Origin of the sequence: Proteus sp. fly-1013, assembly GCF_040140245.1 — a bacterium.
GTDB lineage: Bacteria > Pseudomonadota > Gammaproteobacteria > Enterobacterales > Enterobacteriaceae > Proteus > Proteus mirabilis_B.
Window position 1 is genome coordinate 136513 of record NZ_JBEEWD010000003.1, and the last position, 15072, is coordinate 151584.

Here is a 15072-nt window from a genome sequence, read left to right on the forward strand (position 1 = left end):
GGGGGAGTTATGAGCCAGTTTTCAACTGTTTGGGTATTTAGTGATGCACTTTCCCGTTTACCAGAATTAGTGGGTGGCGCTTCTTCATTAGGGCAATCTATCAATGTATTTACATTGAATGATGAACAAAGCGTTGCTGCTTTTAAATTAGGGGCAACAGAGGTTTTCCAATTAGAAGGTAAACCTGACGATCGCATTATCGAAGACTATGCGCAGAGCATGGTTGAAACCATCAAACAAAAAGGTGATGCAGGTTTAGTGCTACTGCCTAATACACGTCGCGGAAAATTATTAGCTGCACGTTTAGGTCACCGTTTAGACGCGGTCGTTTCTAACGACGCGCAATCTTTAAAGGCAGATGGTGATGCATTAGTGGCAAAACACATGGTTTATGGTGGTCTTGCCTTTGGTGATGAAACGCTGAAAACCCCTTATTGTGTGGTAACTGCAAGCGTGGGTGCTTTTGATGTTGCACCAGAAACTGGTGCTACGGGTAATGCACAAAAAGTCGCATGGATTGCTCCAGCTCAAACCATCGTTCGCAATTCAGTTCAACCACGCGCAATCAATGCGGTTGATTTAGATAAAGCACGCTTTGTTGTCAGCGTCGGTCGCGGTATTGGTAGCAAAGAGAATATCGCCATTGCAGAAGAGTTAGCGAAAGCCATTGGTGCTGAAATCGCTTGTTCTCGCCCTGTTGCTGAAAATGAGAAGTGGATGGAACACGAGCGTTATGTCGGTATTTCTAACCTGATGCTAAAACCTGAACTCTATTTAGCTGCCGGTATTTCAGGACAAATTCAACATATGGTCGGCGCTAATGGCGCACAAACCATAGTTGCTATTAATAAAGACAAAAATGCACCTATCTTCCAATTCGCTGATTACGGCATTGTCGGTGATTTAATGAAGATTTTACCTGCATTAACTCGTCAATTATCTAACTGATTTATTTAAGCAGGGAAGGAAACTTCTCTGCTGTTTATCGCAAATTCTGGAGATGTTATGTCCGATTCCGAAGATATTTTCGATGCCATTATTGTTGGCGCAGGATTAGCAGGATCTGTGGCTGCACTTGTTTTGGCAAGGGAAGGCGCACAAGTATTGCTAATAGAAAGAGGTAACTACGCTGGCGGGAAAAATGTAACCGGTGGTCGTATGTATGCACATACCCTTGAGCGCATCATTCCTGAGTTTGCGCAAGAAGCGCCTGTTGAACGCGTTATTACTCATGAAAAATTGTCATTTATGACCGAAACCGGCGCAATGACAATTGATTACCAAAATACAGAAGGAAAGAACCCAAAAACTGCCTCTTGGTCTGTATTACGTGGCGAATTTGACCAATGGCTAATGGAGCAAGCCGAAAACGCGGGTGCGCAATGTATTACGGGTATTCGTGTTGATAAGCTCGTTGAGCGTGATGGCAAGATTGTCGGCGTTGAGGCAGACGGTGATGTGTTAGAAGCCAAAGCGGTGATCCTCGCCGATGGTGTGAATTCCATCTTGGCTGAACAGTTAGGGATGACAAAACGTGTTGCCGCTGAAAATGTAGCAGTGGGTGTAAAAGAGATCATCGAACTGCCTGAAAGTGTCATTAAAGATCGTTTTAACCTAAAAGATAACGAAGGTGCGGCTTGGTTATTTGCAGGTTCGCCTACCGATGGATTAATGGGCGGTGGTTTTTTATATACCAATAAAACCACGCTTTCTTTAGGTCTTGTTTGTGGGCTTCACCATATTAAAGATGCAAAAAAATCAGTACCACAAATGCTGGAAGATTTTAAACAGCACCCCGTTGTTGCTCCGCTAATTGAAGGTGGAAAAATGGTGGAATATGGTGCACACGTTGTTCCTGAAGCTGGGTTGAGAATGCAAAACGAATTAGTACGTGATGGCGTATTGATTGCTGGTGATGCAGCAGGGATGTGTATGAACCTTGGTTTTACTATCCGTGGCATGGATTTAGCGATGGCATCAGGTGAAGCCGCAGCAAAAGCTGTGCTCTCTGCCATGGAGAAAAATGATTTTAGCAAGCAAACGCTAAATGAGTATCTCAAACATTTAGAAGATGGCCCGTTACGCGATATGAAAGCCTATCAGCGTATGCCTGATTTACTTGATAACCCTCGTATGTTCACCGCCTACCCTGAAATGGTAGTTGGTATCGCAAAAGATCTCTTCACCGTAACTGGCGAAGCGCCAGTACCAATGCGTAAAACCATGATGCGCCATACCAAAAAAGTGGGCTGGATGAATCTGATCAAAGATGGGATCAAAGGAGTAAAAGCAATATGAGTTCTCCCGTAAATGTCGATGTCAAATTAGGCATCAATAAATTTAATGTTGATGAGGAAAATCCACATATCGTCGTTAAAGAGCAGCCTGATATGCAGGTATTGGAAACTTTAGTCAAAGCATGTCCAGCAGGTCTTTATAAAAAACAAGAAGATGGCACCATCAGCTTTGACTATGCAGGGTGCTTAGAGTGTGGAACTTGTCGAATTCTTGGTTTAGATAGTGCGCTTGAAAAATGGGAATACCCACGCGGAACATTTGGCGTGGAATATCGTTACGGATGATGTATCGCTACTTTTCTCCCAGTGCTGCTCCGGCCTGGGAGCTTTTCTTTTTTGCTTTATTTAGAAAAATACCAGGACGCAGTCATGCAACCCAGAAACTTTGATGATATTCGCTTTACCTCTGTGCATCGTCGAGTGATGTTATGGGGGAGTGGTGGCCCTTTTCTTGATGGCTATGTATTAGTGATTATCGGCGTGGCGTTAGAGCAACTCACACCGTTATTACAGCTTGATACACAATGGATTGGTCTGCTTGGTGCGGCAACATTAGCAGGGCTTTTTATTGGTACGTCACTCTTTGGTTATATTTGTGACAAAGTCGGTCGTCGCAAAATGTTCCTTGTGGATATTGTGGCTATTGCCATTATTTCTATTGCGACGATGTTTGTTTCCACGCCAGTGGGCTTGTTGGTGATGCGATTTCTTATTGGAATTGTAATTGGTGCCGATTATCCAATTGCAACCTCGATGATCACTGAGTTTTCCAATAAAAAACAACGCGCTTTTGCCGTCGGTTTTATTGCTGCAATGTGGTATATCGGGGCGACTTGCGCCAACTTAGTCGGTTATCTTTTATATGATGTTGCAGATGGCTGGCGTTGGATGTTGGGCAGTGCTTTTATCCCTTGTGTCATTATTTTAATTGGTCGTTTTGATTTACCTGAATCACCGCTTTGGCTAATACGCAAAGGGCGTATTAAAGAGTGTAATGAGATGATGGTAAAACTCTTTGGTGAACCCGTCGTATTTGAAGCGGAAGATGCTAAAACAACGCGTTTTATTGAGCTATTTAATAAACGTCACTTCTCTTTTGTCTTGTTTGTTGCGGTTATTTGGACTTGCCAAGTTATCCCGATGTTTGCCATTTATACCTTTGGACCACAAATTGTCGGTTTATTAGGATGGGATGCGGGAAGAAGTGCGGCATTGGGGAATGTGGTTATTAGCTTGTTCTTTATGTTTGGGTGTATTCCCGCCATGTTCTGGTTAAATCAAACAGGGCGACGTCCACTATTGATTGGTAGTTTTGGCATGATGACATTGGCATTATTAGTGCTAGGTGTCTTCCCTGATTTACCTATCTTATTTGTCATCTTAGCGTTTGCGACTTACGCCTTCTTTTCTGGTGGCCCCGGAATTTTACAATGGCTCTATCCTAACGAATTGTTTCCGACAGATATTCGAGCATCAGCAGTGGGCATTATCATGTCAATAAGTCGCATTGGTACGGTTATTTCAACGTGTGCTCTTCCTGCCTTTATCGCCACTTATGGTATTAACACCACGATGCTGGTGGGCGCTGCGATCTCCTTATTCGGAATGATAGTTTCTGTCTTGTTTGCACCAGAAACCAAAGGACTAACACTCAATCAAACCTCAACTATGCCAATGCGTCGAGGAAAATAGTCTCTTGAATCGATGATTAATAAAATAAGTTAAGTAATTTAAATTATTTTTTATTTAGATGTTATAAAATTTAATCGTTATTGTATTTATTTTTATATTGTTTTTATTTAAATTATTACATTAATATTTATTGATAAGATTTGTTTATCTCTTAAAATGAGATGAGTATGTTTATATTAAAAAGAGAGTGGTTTTATTATTTTATTTAAATAAAATGACTCTCCTTTTTCTTTATTAAAAATAACACCTTTATAACGCCTTAGTTTCAAATTTATCTCATTGTTATTAATTACTCTTCAATTACAAATTGTATTTAACTCACCAAATCTAGACCTCAATCACAAATCTCTCTCAGACTATTCAAATGACGAAAAACAGTTCGTTATTTACCAAGAATGAATAATTTCCCCTACCCAGAATAAGGTCATTACAGACGTAAACACCAGCAAAGAAGCGGTTGAGTAGGTATTTATGACCTTATTAGAAACGACAGTTAAAGAATGTCTAAACAATGTAGTAAAGCAACATGCTTTACAAATAGCCTTGATTGAAAATCAAAGTAAAACAACACTGACTTGGCAACAATTACAACAAGAAGTAGAAAGTGTTGCGCGTGGTTTTTTAGCCATTGGTTTAAAAAAAGGTGATCGTTTAGGTATTTGGTCTGCTAATAGTAAAGAGTGGATAATCTGTTTTCTTGCAGCTGCTCAAATTGGTGTTCCTGTTGTTTGTATTAATTTTCATTTTAAGAAAAGAGAGTTATTAGATTTATGTCGATTAACTGGAATTAAAGCACTGTGTTTTTCAGATGGTTTTAAAAGTAATCATTTTATTGAAGTTATTAATTGCCTTTCTAAAAAAGCATCTGAAAATAAAGATGTATTACCTCAGTTATTTATTAGCATGGGAAATGAACATGCAGAAAAAAGTGTTTCTTTATCTCAATTAAAAGAAGTTAGCCAAAAAATATCAGATAAAGAATATCAACATGCGGTTGCACAAGTCAGTGTAAAAGATTTGCTGACAATTCAAATGACCTCTGGCAGTACTGCAATGCCTAAAGGTGTCATGCTAAGCCAATATAATGTCATTAATAATGCAATGCTGTCAGCACAGCGCTTAGGTGTTACGCATGACGATGTGATTTGTCTTGCAGTTCCTCTGTTTCACTGTTTTGGGCTTTCTTCCTGCCTCTTTTTTGCATTAACAACCGGATGCCAATTAGTTCTTCTAGATAACTACTGTGCTGAAGATGTTTTAAAAGTGGTGCAAGACTATCGTTGTACCGTTATGCATGGCGTACCAACGATTTTTAGCCGCTTAATGAAGCACGAGCAGTTTTCTCACTACGATTTATCTAGCCTTGATAAAGGCATTATCGCAGGAGCGAGTTTTCCTCCTGCGTTAATTGATGACATCGAAAATATCCTCGGCATGAAAGGGATCACCGTCTCTTATGGCCAAACAGAAGCTTCACCTTGTTGCACTCAAACTCTCCCTAATGATGCTTTAGAGATCAAACGCAGCTCTATTGGTAAGCCTTTACCTTTTGTCGAAATGAAAATTATCAATCCGAAAACAGGCAAACCTGTACCAATGGGCACTTTAGGTGAAATTTGTACGCGAGGCTTCCATGTAATGATGGGTTATGACAATGCGCCAGATAAAACCAAAGAAGCGTTAGACGAAGAGGGTTGGTTACATACGGGTGATATCGGCTGTATCGATGAACAAGGAAATTATCACTATGCCTATCGCATGAAAGAGATTGTGGTGCGCGGTGGTGAAAATATCAGTCTTTGTGAAATAGAAGAAGCGATTGCTGAATATCCCGGTGTTGATGCGACAAAAGCATTTGGGGTTCCATCTGCTGACTTAGGCGAAGAAGTGATTGCCACTATTTGTGTGCAAAAAGATCACCGCATTGGCGAAAGTGAATTACGTGAATTTCTACAAGAGCGACTGGCTCGCTACAAAATCCCCAAAGAACTCCATTTCTTTACAGAATTTCCTCATACCCCTTGCGGAAAAATTGATGTGCAAGCTCTGAAATTGCAACTGGGTTATAGCGTTTCAATCATGGATGAAAAAACCAAAGTAGCGGGTTAAGTGACAACGGATTTATCCACATTCTGACAACAGCAGTATGAAGTCTAAAAATAATTAGGAGAAGAAATGACAAGTCATAAAGCACTGGAAGGCGTCACCGTAGTTGAGTTGGCGACCTTTATCGCAGTACCTGCAGCAGGTCGTATTTTAGCTGATATGGGTGCGAACGTAATCAAAATCGAATCTCCAAGTGGCGATAACTTACGCTATACCGCACCAACAGAAGGTCGCCCATTAGATCAACATGAAAACACCAGTTTTGATTTAGAAAACGCCAATAAACGTGGAATTGTGTTAAATACGAAAACAGAAGCAGGGAAAAAAATCCTGTTTGAACTGCTAGAAAAAGCGGACATTTTCTTAACTAACTGGCGTCCCGGTGCAAGAGAGCGCGCAGGTTTAGACTATGAAACGTTAAAACAACGCTTTCCAAAATTAGTTTACGCCAGCGTGACCGGTTATGGTGATGAAGGTCCAGATAAAGATCTACCCGGATTTGACTACACAGCCTTCTTTGCGCGTGGCGGTATTTTAGGATCACTGTACCAAAAAGGCACAGTACCTATGAACGTGATCCCGGGTCTTGGCGATCACCAGTGTGCATTAGGCTTGGTTTCAGGTGTGTTAGCCGCTTATATTCGCGCTAAAAATATCGGTCAAGGCGAGTATGTTTCAACCAACTTGTTACATACCTCTATTTATACCCAAGCTATCATGATCCAAGCGGCGCAATACCCAGATTATGGTCAGCCTTATCCAATCGACCGTCGCAATACCACCAGTCCATTTATTCTGGCTTATAAAACGAAAGATGATCGTTTTATTCAAGTCTGCATGCCTGTTTACGACGCTTATTATCCAACCTTTATTTCTTGTATTGGTCGTCCAGATTTAGCGGAAGACGCGCGTTATACACGTCTACAAGAAGTAGCGAAAAATAATCGCTCTCCTGAATTATATGACCTGATTTGGCAACAAGTTGAGCAAAAAACAGCGTCAGAGTGGGCGGATATTTTCACCAAAAACGATATCCCATTCAGCATTGCACAAACTTGGGAAGAAGTGTTGGAAGACAAACAAGCTTGGGCAATCAACACCTTCTACAACATGAAATACAAAAATGGCAGTGAAAAAGCCTTAGTTCGTCCACCAATTGATTTCTTAGAGAGTGGTTTACCTGAATACCGCCGTGGTCCTTTGTTAGGTGAAGACACACCGTCTGTATTAGCTGAATTAGGGTATAGCGCTGAAGAGATAGCAAACCTTGAAGCCAATAAAGACGTGATGACGTGGAAAGAATAATCCACTTACTTTTTTAATTTTCAGGAGAGCAAAGGCATGCAACAAGACATTTTCACAATGGGCGTTGATATCGGATCGTCTGCATCAAAATGCATCATCATGAAAAATGGTGACGCTATTGTCGCGAAGTCATTGGCATCTGTCGGTGCTGGGACATCTGGCCCTGAAAAAGCGATCAATGAAGTCTTGCACCAATTTGGTGGCGATCTTAGTCAAATCAGCTGGATCTGCGCAACAGGATATGGCCGTAATTCGCTGAAAGAAGCCAACAAAGAAGTGAGCGAACTTAGCTGTCATGCGAAAGGCGCACACTTTCTTTTTCCGGGCGTGAAAACAGTGATTGATATCGGTGGTCAAGACGTTAAAGCACTTCATATGGATGGTGCAGGACGTTTATTAAACTTTGTGATGAATGACAAGTGCGCTGCTGGTACAGGACGCTTTCTCGATGTGATGTCGCGAGTATTAGAAACCAAAATTTCTGATCTCGCTCAAGAGGGGGCTAAGTCCACTAAAAAAGTCACGATTAGCTCAACCTGTACCGTGTTCTCTGAATCGGAAGTTATCTCCCATCTCGCAAATAACGAAACAATACCCGACGTGATTAATGGTATTCACCGCTCTGTGGCTAGCCGTATTGCTGGCCTTGCAAAACGGGTTGGTGTTGAAGCTCCTGTTGTTATGACAGGCGGTGTTGCCAGTAATTTTGAAGTTGTTCGTTATGTTAGCGAAGAGTTGAACGCCTCTATCGCCACCTCTCCATTATCACAATACAACGGGGCGATAGGTGCCGCCATTTATGCCTTTGAAGCGTACCGCCATCAACTGGAAGACGATGCGTTAACAATAGGAACATCAAAATGAGCAATGTAGATATGAATGCGCCGGATTATATTCCTGCGAAAAAACGACTGCAAAAAATCGCTGCTGATGCTTATCAGCGTGCGTGGGATGCGAAAAATAGCGGTGAAAAAATAGGGTGGTGTGCCTCTAACTTCCCTCAAGAAATCGCTGAAACATTAGGTTTATGTGTGGTTTATCCTGAAAACCAAGCTGCTGCAATTGCAGCGAAAGGTGCAGGTTTAAAAATGTGTGAACACGCAGAAAGCATGGGGTATTCCAACGACATCTGTGCTTATGCTCGCATCAGCCTCTCTTACATGGATATTAAACAGTGTGAAGAGATGGATATGCCACAGCCTGACTTCTTACTGTGCTGTAACAACATCTGTAACTGCATGATCAAATGGTATGAAAATATCGCTTATGAGCTGAATATCCCGATGATCCTTATCGATATTCCTTATAAAAATGACTATGACACTGATGATGTCACGGTGAAATACGTTCAAGCTCAATTTGATGATGCGATTAAACAACTCGAAAAAGTCACAGGCAAAGTCTTTTCTGAAGAGAAATTCAAAGAAGTTTGTGAGATCTCACAACGCACAGGGCGCGCATGGTTAAAAGCGGCAGAATATTGCCAATATGAACCGTCTCCAATGAATGGTTTTGATCTCTTTAATCACATGGCTGTTGCGGTTTGTGCTCGCGGTAAATTAGAAGCTGCACTGGCTTTTGAGCAACTGTGTGAAGAGATGGAACAAAACATCAAAGAGAAAAAATCGACTTATCGCGGTGAAGAAAAATACCGTGTTCTCTTTGAAGGTATTGCCTGCTGGCCTTATTTGCGTGCCACATCGACCCCGTTAAAAGAGCAGGGTATCAACGTTACCGCTACTGTTTATGCCACCGCATTTGGTGTGATTTATCAAAACAGCGACGAGATGATGCGCGCTTACTCTTACGTTCCTAACTGTGTCTCTGTTGAGCGTGCGGCAGATATGCGTATTGACGTTAGTCGTCAGAATAAAGTGGACGGCGCGATTATTCACGTTAACCGCAGTTGTAAGCTCTGGAGTGGCATCATGCCTGAAATTGAGCGCCGTATTCGTCATGAACTTAAGATCCCAACAGTAACTTTTGATGGCGACCAAGCTGATCCTCGTGTTTTCTCTGAAGCGCAATATGTCACCCGTGTTGAAGCATTGACTGAAATTATGGCTGCTAACAAAGCAGAAATGAAAAAGGGAGACATCTAATGAAAACATTAACGGAGTTGTTTGATGAGTTACAAGCCGTGGTGGATAACCCTGTTGCTCAATTAGAGGGTTTTATTCGCAGTGGCAAAAAGGTGATTGGTTGTTTTCCTGAATATACCCCGAATGAAATTGTCTATGCGGCAGGTATGGTGCCTTTTGGTATTTGGGGTGCCGAAGGACGTGAGATCTCAGAAGCGAAGAAATATTTTCCTCCTTTCTATTGTGCGCTAGTGCTTTCTTCTCTTGAGATGGGATTGGATGGGGCATTAAACAAATTGTCTGCTGCCTTAATTCCTTCTTTGTGTGACACCTTAAAATGCTTAGGGCAAAACTGGAAAGCCGGTGTACCGCAAGTTCCTTTTATTCAATTAGTCCATCCACAGAACCGTAAAACGCCAGCAGGTATTGCATTTTTAACTGAACAATACAAAAAAATTGCACTGCAATTAGGGGAAATTTCCGGTCAAGCAGTAACAGATGAAGCACTGAAAAATGCTATTCATCTGTTTAATCAGCGCCGTCGCGCATTACGCGAGTTTTCAGATATCGCGGCACTTCATCCAAATTTAGTCACACCACAACGCCGTAATACCGTGATCAAAAGTGGTTATTTTATGGATGTGGTTGAACATACCAAAGCCGTTGAAGCCATTGTTGCACAATGCAAAACCTTATCTCCAGAACCTTGGAAAGGGCACAAGATTGTTGTAACAGGCATTATTGCGGATAGCCCTTCAATTCTACAAATCTTGGCTGATAACAAGATGGCGATTGTGGCAGATGAAGTTGCACATGAGTCTCGTCAATTCCGCCAAGATATTCCTGAAAATAAAGCACCTTATGAGGCGATGGCAGAGCAAATCGCTCAGCTTGAAGGGTGTTCACTTTTGTATGATCCAGAGAAAAAACGCGGTCGTTTAATTGCCGATATGGTGAAAAACACAGGCGCTGATGGCGTCGTCTATTTACTGACGAAGTTCTGTGATCCTGAAGAATTTGATGCCCCTATTGTGAAGAAATTCCTCGATAGAGAAGGCATTCCTTCCATCATTATCGAAATCGATCAGCAAACTAAAACATATGAACAGGCGAGAACGGCACTGCAAACTTTTGCAGATGTGCTCTCTGCTTAACAACGTTAATCAATAGTCACAAAAGACCTGTGTGGATAGCACAGGTCAATTGAACCCTAACACATATAAGTGGGGCAATCATGGGTATTATTTGTTTAATCATCGGGCTAGCGATATTAATGATTATGTGTATGAAAGGCATACATATCTTCATTTCTGTCTTTACCACCAGCCTGTTTCTTGCTGTGACTGCATGGCTTGTATCACCAGATATGCTTAATCCTGTCGATGCACTATTACAAGTGTATACCGGCGGATTAGGTGGTTATTTTGGCAGCTTCTTCTTCATTTTCGTACTCGGTGCGATTTTTGGCAAATTAACCGCTATCAGTGGCGCTGCTGATAGTGTTGCCTCTTTTATTATTGGCAAATTTGGCGAAAGGGCCGTTATTCCTTCATTAGTTGCGGCTTGTGCCATTTTAGCTTACGGCGGTGTTTCAGTGTTTGTTGCACTGTTTACCGTTTATTCCATGATGGTGAGTTTATTCCGCAAAGCGAATCTTCCTCGCAGACTTATTCCAGCTGTCTATTTTGCAGGTGCGGGTACGTTTGTGATGATAATGCCGGGCTCGCCTCAGATCCAAAACCTTATCCCAATGAAATTCTTAGGTACTTCGGCTACGGCTGGTTTAGTACCAGGTATGTTGACGGCACTGTTCCAAGTTACCTTGGTCATTATTTACCTCACTTGGTTATTTAAGCGTGTAAAAGCAAAAGGCGAAGGCTGGGTTGAAGACGAAAAAACAGCAAAAGCAGAAGAAGGTAAGAAAGATCGTCAATTACCTAATGTGCTAGTCGCATTACTCCCTATGCTTATTCTGCTTGTCGTGCTGAATATCCTGAAATGGGACCCTGCTATTGCACTGTTCTGCGCGATTATTGCCGCCTTGATTGTGTATTTACGCTATCTCGATTGGAAAAAACTCGTCCCTAATTTAGCTGCGGGAACGATGGAAGGGGTGACCTCCCTCTTTAACACGGCGGTTATTGTTGGGTTTGGTGCGTTAGTCATGACCTTACCTGCGTTCAAAGAATCATTCCAAGCAATTGCTCAATCGGGTCTTAATCCACTTGTTGTGACTGCAATTTCAGTCGGTGCCTTGGTGTTTATCAGTGGTTCAGGCTCTGGTGCGTTAAGTATTGCTATGCCAATGATTGCTGCAATGTTCCCTGCAACGGTGGTTGATCAAGGCTCCTTACACCGTGTAGCCACAATGGCATCTATGAGTACAACACCTCCATTTAACGGATTGATTATTACCGTCTTTAGCGTCTGTGGTGTCAGCCATAAAGAGGGATACGGTCCTGTGGGTACATTAACCCTCGCTATCCCACTGTTAGCCATGATGTTTATGTTGCTGCTGTACACCTTTTTACCTGCATCTATAGCGACGATGTAGAAATAACGTTAACCCATTAATGCGTGCGATAAGGCGACAAACGTGAAATCGCACGCCATAGAGATAACCATAAATATTCTCAGAGGAAAATAAACATGGATTTTCAGCTAACAGAAGAACAAGTCCTGATCCGCGATATGGTCAGAGAGTTTGTTGAAAACGATATTAAACCAATTGCGGGTGCAATTGATAAAGAGCACCGTTTTCCAAGTGAAAGTGTCGCCCCTATGGCTGAATTAGGACTCTTTGGTTTCAATATTGATGAGGCTTATGGTGGTACAGAAGCGGATGCAATTAGCTATGTATTAGCAACAGAAGAGATGGCAAAAGTCAGTGCCTCTCACGCAATGATCATGGGTTCACAATGCTCTTTAACTGGTCCAATTATTCAAAAATATGCTGATGAAGAAACTAAAGCCCGCATTTTACCGGGTGTGGTTTCGGGCGAAAAATTAGGGTGCTTCTGTTTGTCAGAACCTAGCGCGGGTTGTGATGCTGCGGCTCAAGAAACAACTGCTGTTCGCCAAGGTGATAACTATGTGATTAATGGCTCTAAATTGTGGATCACCGCAGCACCTCAAGGTGCATTCTTTATCGTATTTGCCATGACAGATAAAAGCAAAGGTGTTAAAGGGATCACTGCATTCTTAGTTGAGCGTGATAACCCGGGTATCAGCATTGGTTTACCTGAAGACAAAATGGGCATGAACGGCTCTGAAACTTGCTCTGTGAGTTTTAGTGATTGCGTTGTTTCAGCCAGCGCCATGTTAGGCGAAGAAGGTAAAGGCTTTAATATCGCGATGGAAACCTTAGACGGTGGGCGTTTAAGTTGTTCTGCGCTTGCATTAGGGATCGCACAAAGTGCATTAGATGCCACGATTGCTTACACCAAAGAGCGTATTCAATTTGGTAAGCCAATTGCGGCTAATCAAGGTATTCAATGGGTATTAGTGGATATGGCAACTCGTGTTGATTGCGCACGTATGCTGGTTTATCGCGCTGCTGCTGCCAAAATGGCGGGTCTTCCTTATACCCGTGAATCTGCTCAAGCCAAACTTTATGCAGCAGAGGCTGCCACTTATGTGACTCAAAAAGCCGTCCAATTACATGGCGGTATGGGTTACACCAAATCCTATCCTGTTGAACGTCTGATGCGTGAAGCAAAACTCACCGAAATTTTTGAAGGCACAAGTGAAGTGCAACGCATGGTTATCGCTAAGCATATTTTAGCGTAATGGGATTTGAGCTTATTAATTTGTTGCATTGTGCAAAACGGAGAATGTGAATTATGAAACTTATTGCCTGCTGTAAGGTTGTTCATGACGAACAAGACATCACAACACGGCCTGATCGTACACTCGCAACCGATAATGCGGGTTTAAAAATTAGTTTGTATGACTTGAATGCCATTGAAACCGCAGTAGAAATTGCCTCTACCCTTGGTGATAGCACCGTAACGGCATTAAGTGTGGGTACAAGTGCAATGGTTGAAAACGCGAAAATCAAAAAAGACATTTTATCGCGTGGTCCTGATGCATTAATGCTAGTTGCTGATGATGCGTGTAGCGCTCTTTATTCAACAGATACTGCCAATATTATTGCGCAAGCTGCAAAAAAAGTCGGTTTTGACTTATTAGTTTTTGGTGAAGGTTCTGGTGATTTATACGCTCAACAAACGGGTTTGGCGGTAGGTGAATATTTAGGTTTACCTTGTGTCAACGCAGTAAACAAAATTACCGTTGAAGGCGACAAAATCATTGTTGAACGTGATTTAGAAAATATCACTGAAGAACTTGAACTGACATTACCGGCGATTGTGTGTGTCACTTCGAGCATTAACACACCCAAACTCCCTTCAATGAAAGCCATTTTAGCAGCGAATAAAAAACCTGTTGAAAAGCTGGGGTTAGGAGATATCGGTGTTGATATTTCTGCTCTGACTGTTGTGCAAACACAAGTTTGTGCGCCAGAGCAATCTGATCGCCTTGGTATTATTTTAGAAGGTGATTCAGATGAAAATATTGCCACTTTTGCTGAACATTTACGCCAAGCGGTTAATCAATAAGGAGATTAAAAATGGCTAGTTTACTACCTACTACCTTTGTTTATGCCGAAAAAGCGGATGATTTAGCAAAGCTGATTGCGTTTGCTCGTGGTCTTGGTGAAAAGGTTAATGTGCTGTTTATCGGTGATGATGAAAGCACGCGTGAGTGTGTCAACTTAGGCGCTGACTGTGTTTATTGTTTCGCACCACAAGAAGGTGTGATTGCTGACGATTATGCCGCCTCTTTTGCCGCCATTATTAAAGAAGCGGGCGAGAATGCACTGGTTCTTCTTGCTTCATCAAAACGTGCAAAAGCCATTGCCGCTCGCCTTGGTGTGACGTTAAAAGCCGGTGTTGTCAGTGATGCATTAAGTCTTGCTATTGAAAACAATACTGTGATTGCGACACACCAAGTTTATGGTGGTTTGGCACATGCTAAAGCAGAAATTCGCTCACCTTATGCGATTGCCACGGTGGGCAGTGCGCTTGATGTGGAAGCTATCAAAGACGCACCCAATGCACCAGTGGTGCAAAGTGCCTTTATCGCCCCCGCACATACATTAAAAGTGTTAGCACGTAAGCCAAAACAAGGGAGTACTGTTGATTTAGGTAAAGCGCATTGTGTTGTTGGTGTTGGACGCGGTTTTGCTAAGGCAGATGATATTGCATTAGCGTCAGCATTAGCGAAAGCCCTTCAAGGTGAAGTAGGTTGTTCTCGTCCAATCGCTGAAGGTGAAGGCTGGATGGAACATGATCGCTATATTGGTGTTTCAGGCGTGACCTTAGGCGCGGATGTTTATGTTGCTGTCGGTATATCTGGGCAAATCCAACATATGGTCGGTGTGGATAGAGCAAAAATCATTGTTGGTATCAACAAAGATAAAAATGCTCCAATTTTCAATATGGTGGATTACGGTATTGTTGGCGACCTCTACAAAGTGTTACCTGCATTAACCGCGAAGCTTGGCGGCTAATCACCGTAGGTCGCTTAGT

General features: G+C 42.2%; 13 protein-coding genes. All 13 read left to right on the plus strand.

The genetic code is table 11. The features are described from left to right. Positions 1-9 precede the first annotated feature (9 nt). The 13 genes from ABN236_RS07295 (at position 10) to ABN236_RS07355 (ending at position 15053) form a co-directional block, all read left to right on the plus strand. Positions 10-948, plus strand: coding sequence for an FAD-binding protein (locus ABN236_RS07295; protein ID WP_088494515.1), 939 nt, complete (start codon positions 10-12; stop codon positions 946-948). Between the two features lie 57 nt (positions 949-1005). Then, positions 1006-2298: an FAD-dependent oxidoreductase FixC gene (fixC, locus tag ABN236_RS07300; RefSeq protein ID WP_349473682.1), complete on the plus strand. Its 1293-nt coding sequence runs from the start codon at positions 1006-1008 to the stop codon at positions 2296-2298. Beyond that, positions 2295-2582, plus strand: coding sequence for a ferredoxin-like protein FixX (gene fixX, locus ABN236_RS07305; protein ID WP_023582978.1), 288 nt, complete (start codon positions 2295-2297; stop codon positions 2580-2582). The genes fixC and fixX overlap by 4 nt, the downstream gene beginning before the upstream one ends. 84 nt (positions 2583-2666) lie before the next feature. After that, on the plus strand, positions 2667-3989 hold the full coding sequence (locus ABN236_RS07310) for an MFS transporter (protein WP_088494517.1): 1323 nt from the start codon (positions 2667-2669) through the stop codon (positions 3987-3989). Positions 3990-4460: 471 nt separating this feature from the next. Continuing rightward, positions 4461-6098, plus strand: a complete 1638-nt coding sequence (locus ABN236_RS07315) for an AMP-binding protein (protein WP_349473683.1) — start codon at positions 4461-4463, stop codon at positions 6096-6098. Positions 6099-6164: 66 nt separating this feature from the next. Next, positions 6165-7400, plus strand: coding sequence for a CaiB/BaiF CoA transferase family protein (locus ABN236_RS07320; protein WP_088494519.1), 1236 nt, complete (start codon positions 6165-6167; stop codon positions 7398-7400). Between the two features lie 36 nt (positions 7401-7436). Further along, a complete protein-coding gene (locus ABN236_RS07325; protein ID WP_349473684.1) occupies positions 7437-8264 on the plus strand; it encodes an acyl-CoA dehydratase activase in 828 nt (275 codons plus the stop codon). Then, on the plus strand, positions 8261-9502 hold the full coding sequence (locus tag ABN236_RS07330; RefSeq protein ID WP_036934372.1) for a 2-hydroxyacyl-CoA dehydratase subunit D: 1242 nt from the start codon (positions 8261-8263) through the stop codon (positions 9500-9502). The genes ABN236_RS07325 and ABN236_RS07330 overlap by 4 nt, the downstream gene beginning before the upstream one ends. Then, positions 9502-10635 (plus strand): 2-hydroxyacyl-CoA dehydratase subunit D, encoded by a 1134-nt coding sequence (locus tag ABN236_RS07335; RefSeq protein ID WP_088494520.1) that lies wholly within the window; start codon positions 9502-9504, stop codon positions 10633-10635. The genes ABN236_RS07330 and ABN236_RS07335 overlap by 1 nt, the downstream gene beginning before the upstream one ends. 80 nt (positions 10636-10715) lie before the next feature. Next, positions 10716-12035 carry a GntP family permease gene (locus ABN236_RS07340; RefSeq protein ID WP_072069069.1) on the plus strand — a complete coding sequence of 440 codons (1320 nt, stop codon included), beginning with the start codon at positions 10716-10718 and terminating at the stop codon, positions 12033-12035. A gap of 95 nt (positions 12036-12130) precedes the next feature. Beyond that, positions 12131-13270 carry an acyl-CoA dehydrogenase family protein gene (locus ABN236_RS07345; protein WP_088494521.1) on the plus strand — a complete coding sequence of 380 codons (1140 nt, stop codon included), beginning with the start codon at positions 12131-12133 and terminating at the stop codon, positions 13268-13270. 53 nt (positions 13271-13323) lie between these two features. Then, entirely contained in the window at positions 13324-14100 is a 777-nt protein-coding gene (gene fixA / locus ABN236_RS07350) for a putative electron transfer flavoprotein FixA (RefSeq protein WP_349473685.1), read from the plus strand. An 11-nt stretch (positions 14101-14111) separates the two neighbouring features. Beyond that, positions 14112-15053 carry an FAD-binding protein gene (locus ABN236_RS07355; RefSeq protein WP_318621240.1) on the plus strand — a complete coding sequence of 314 codons (942 nt, stop codon included), beginning with the start codon at positions 14112-14114 and terminating at the stop codon, positions 15051-15053. The last annotated feature ends 19 nt before the right edge of the window (positions 15054-15072 follow it).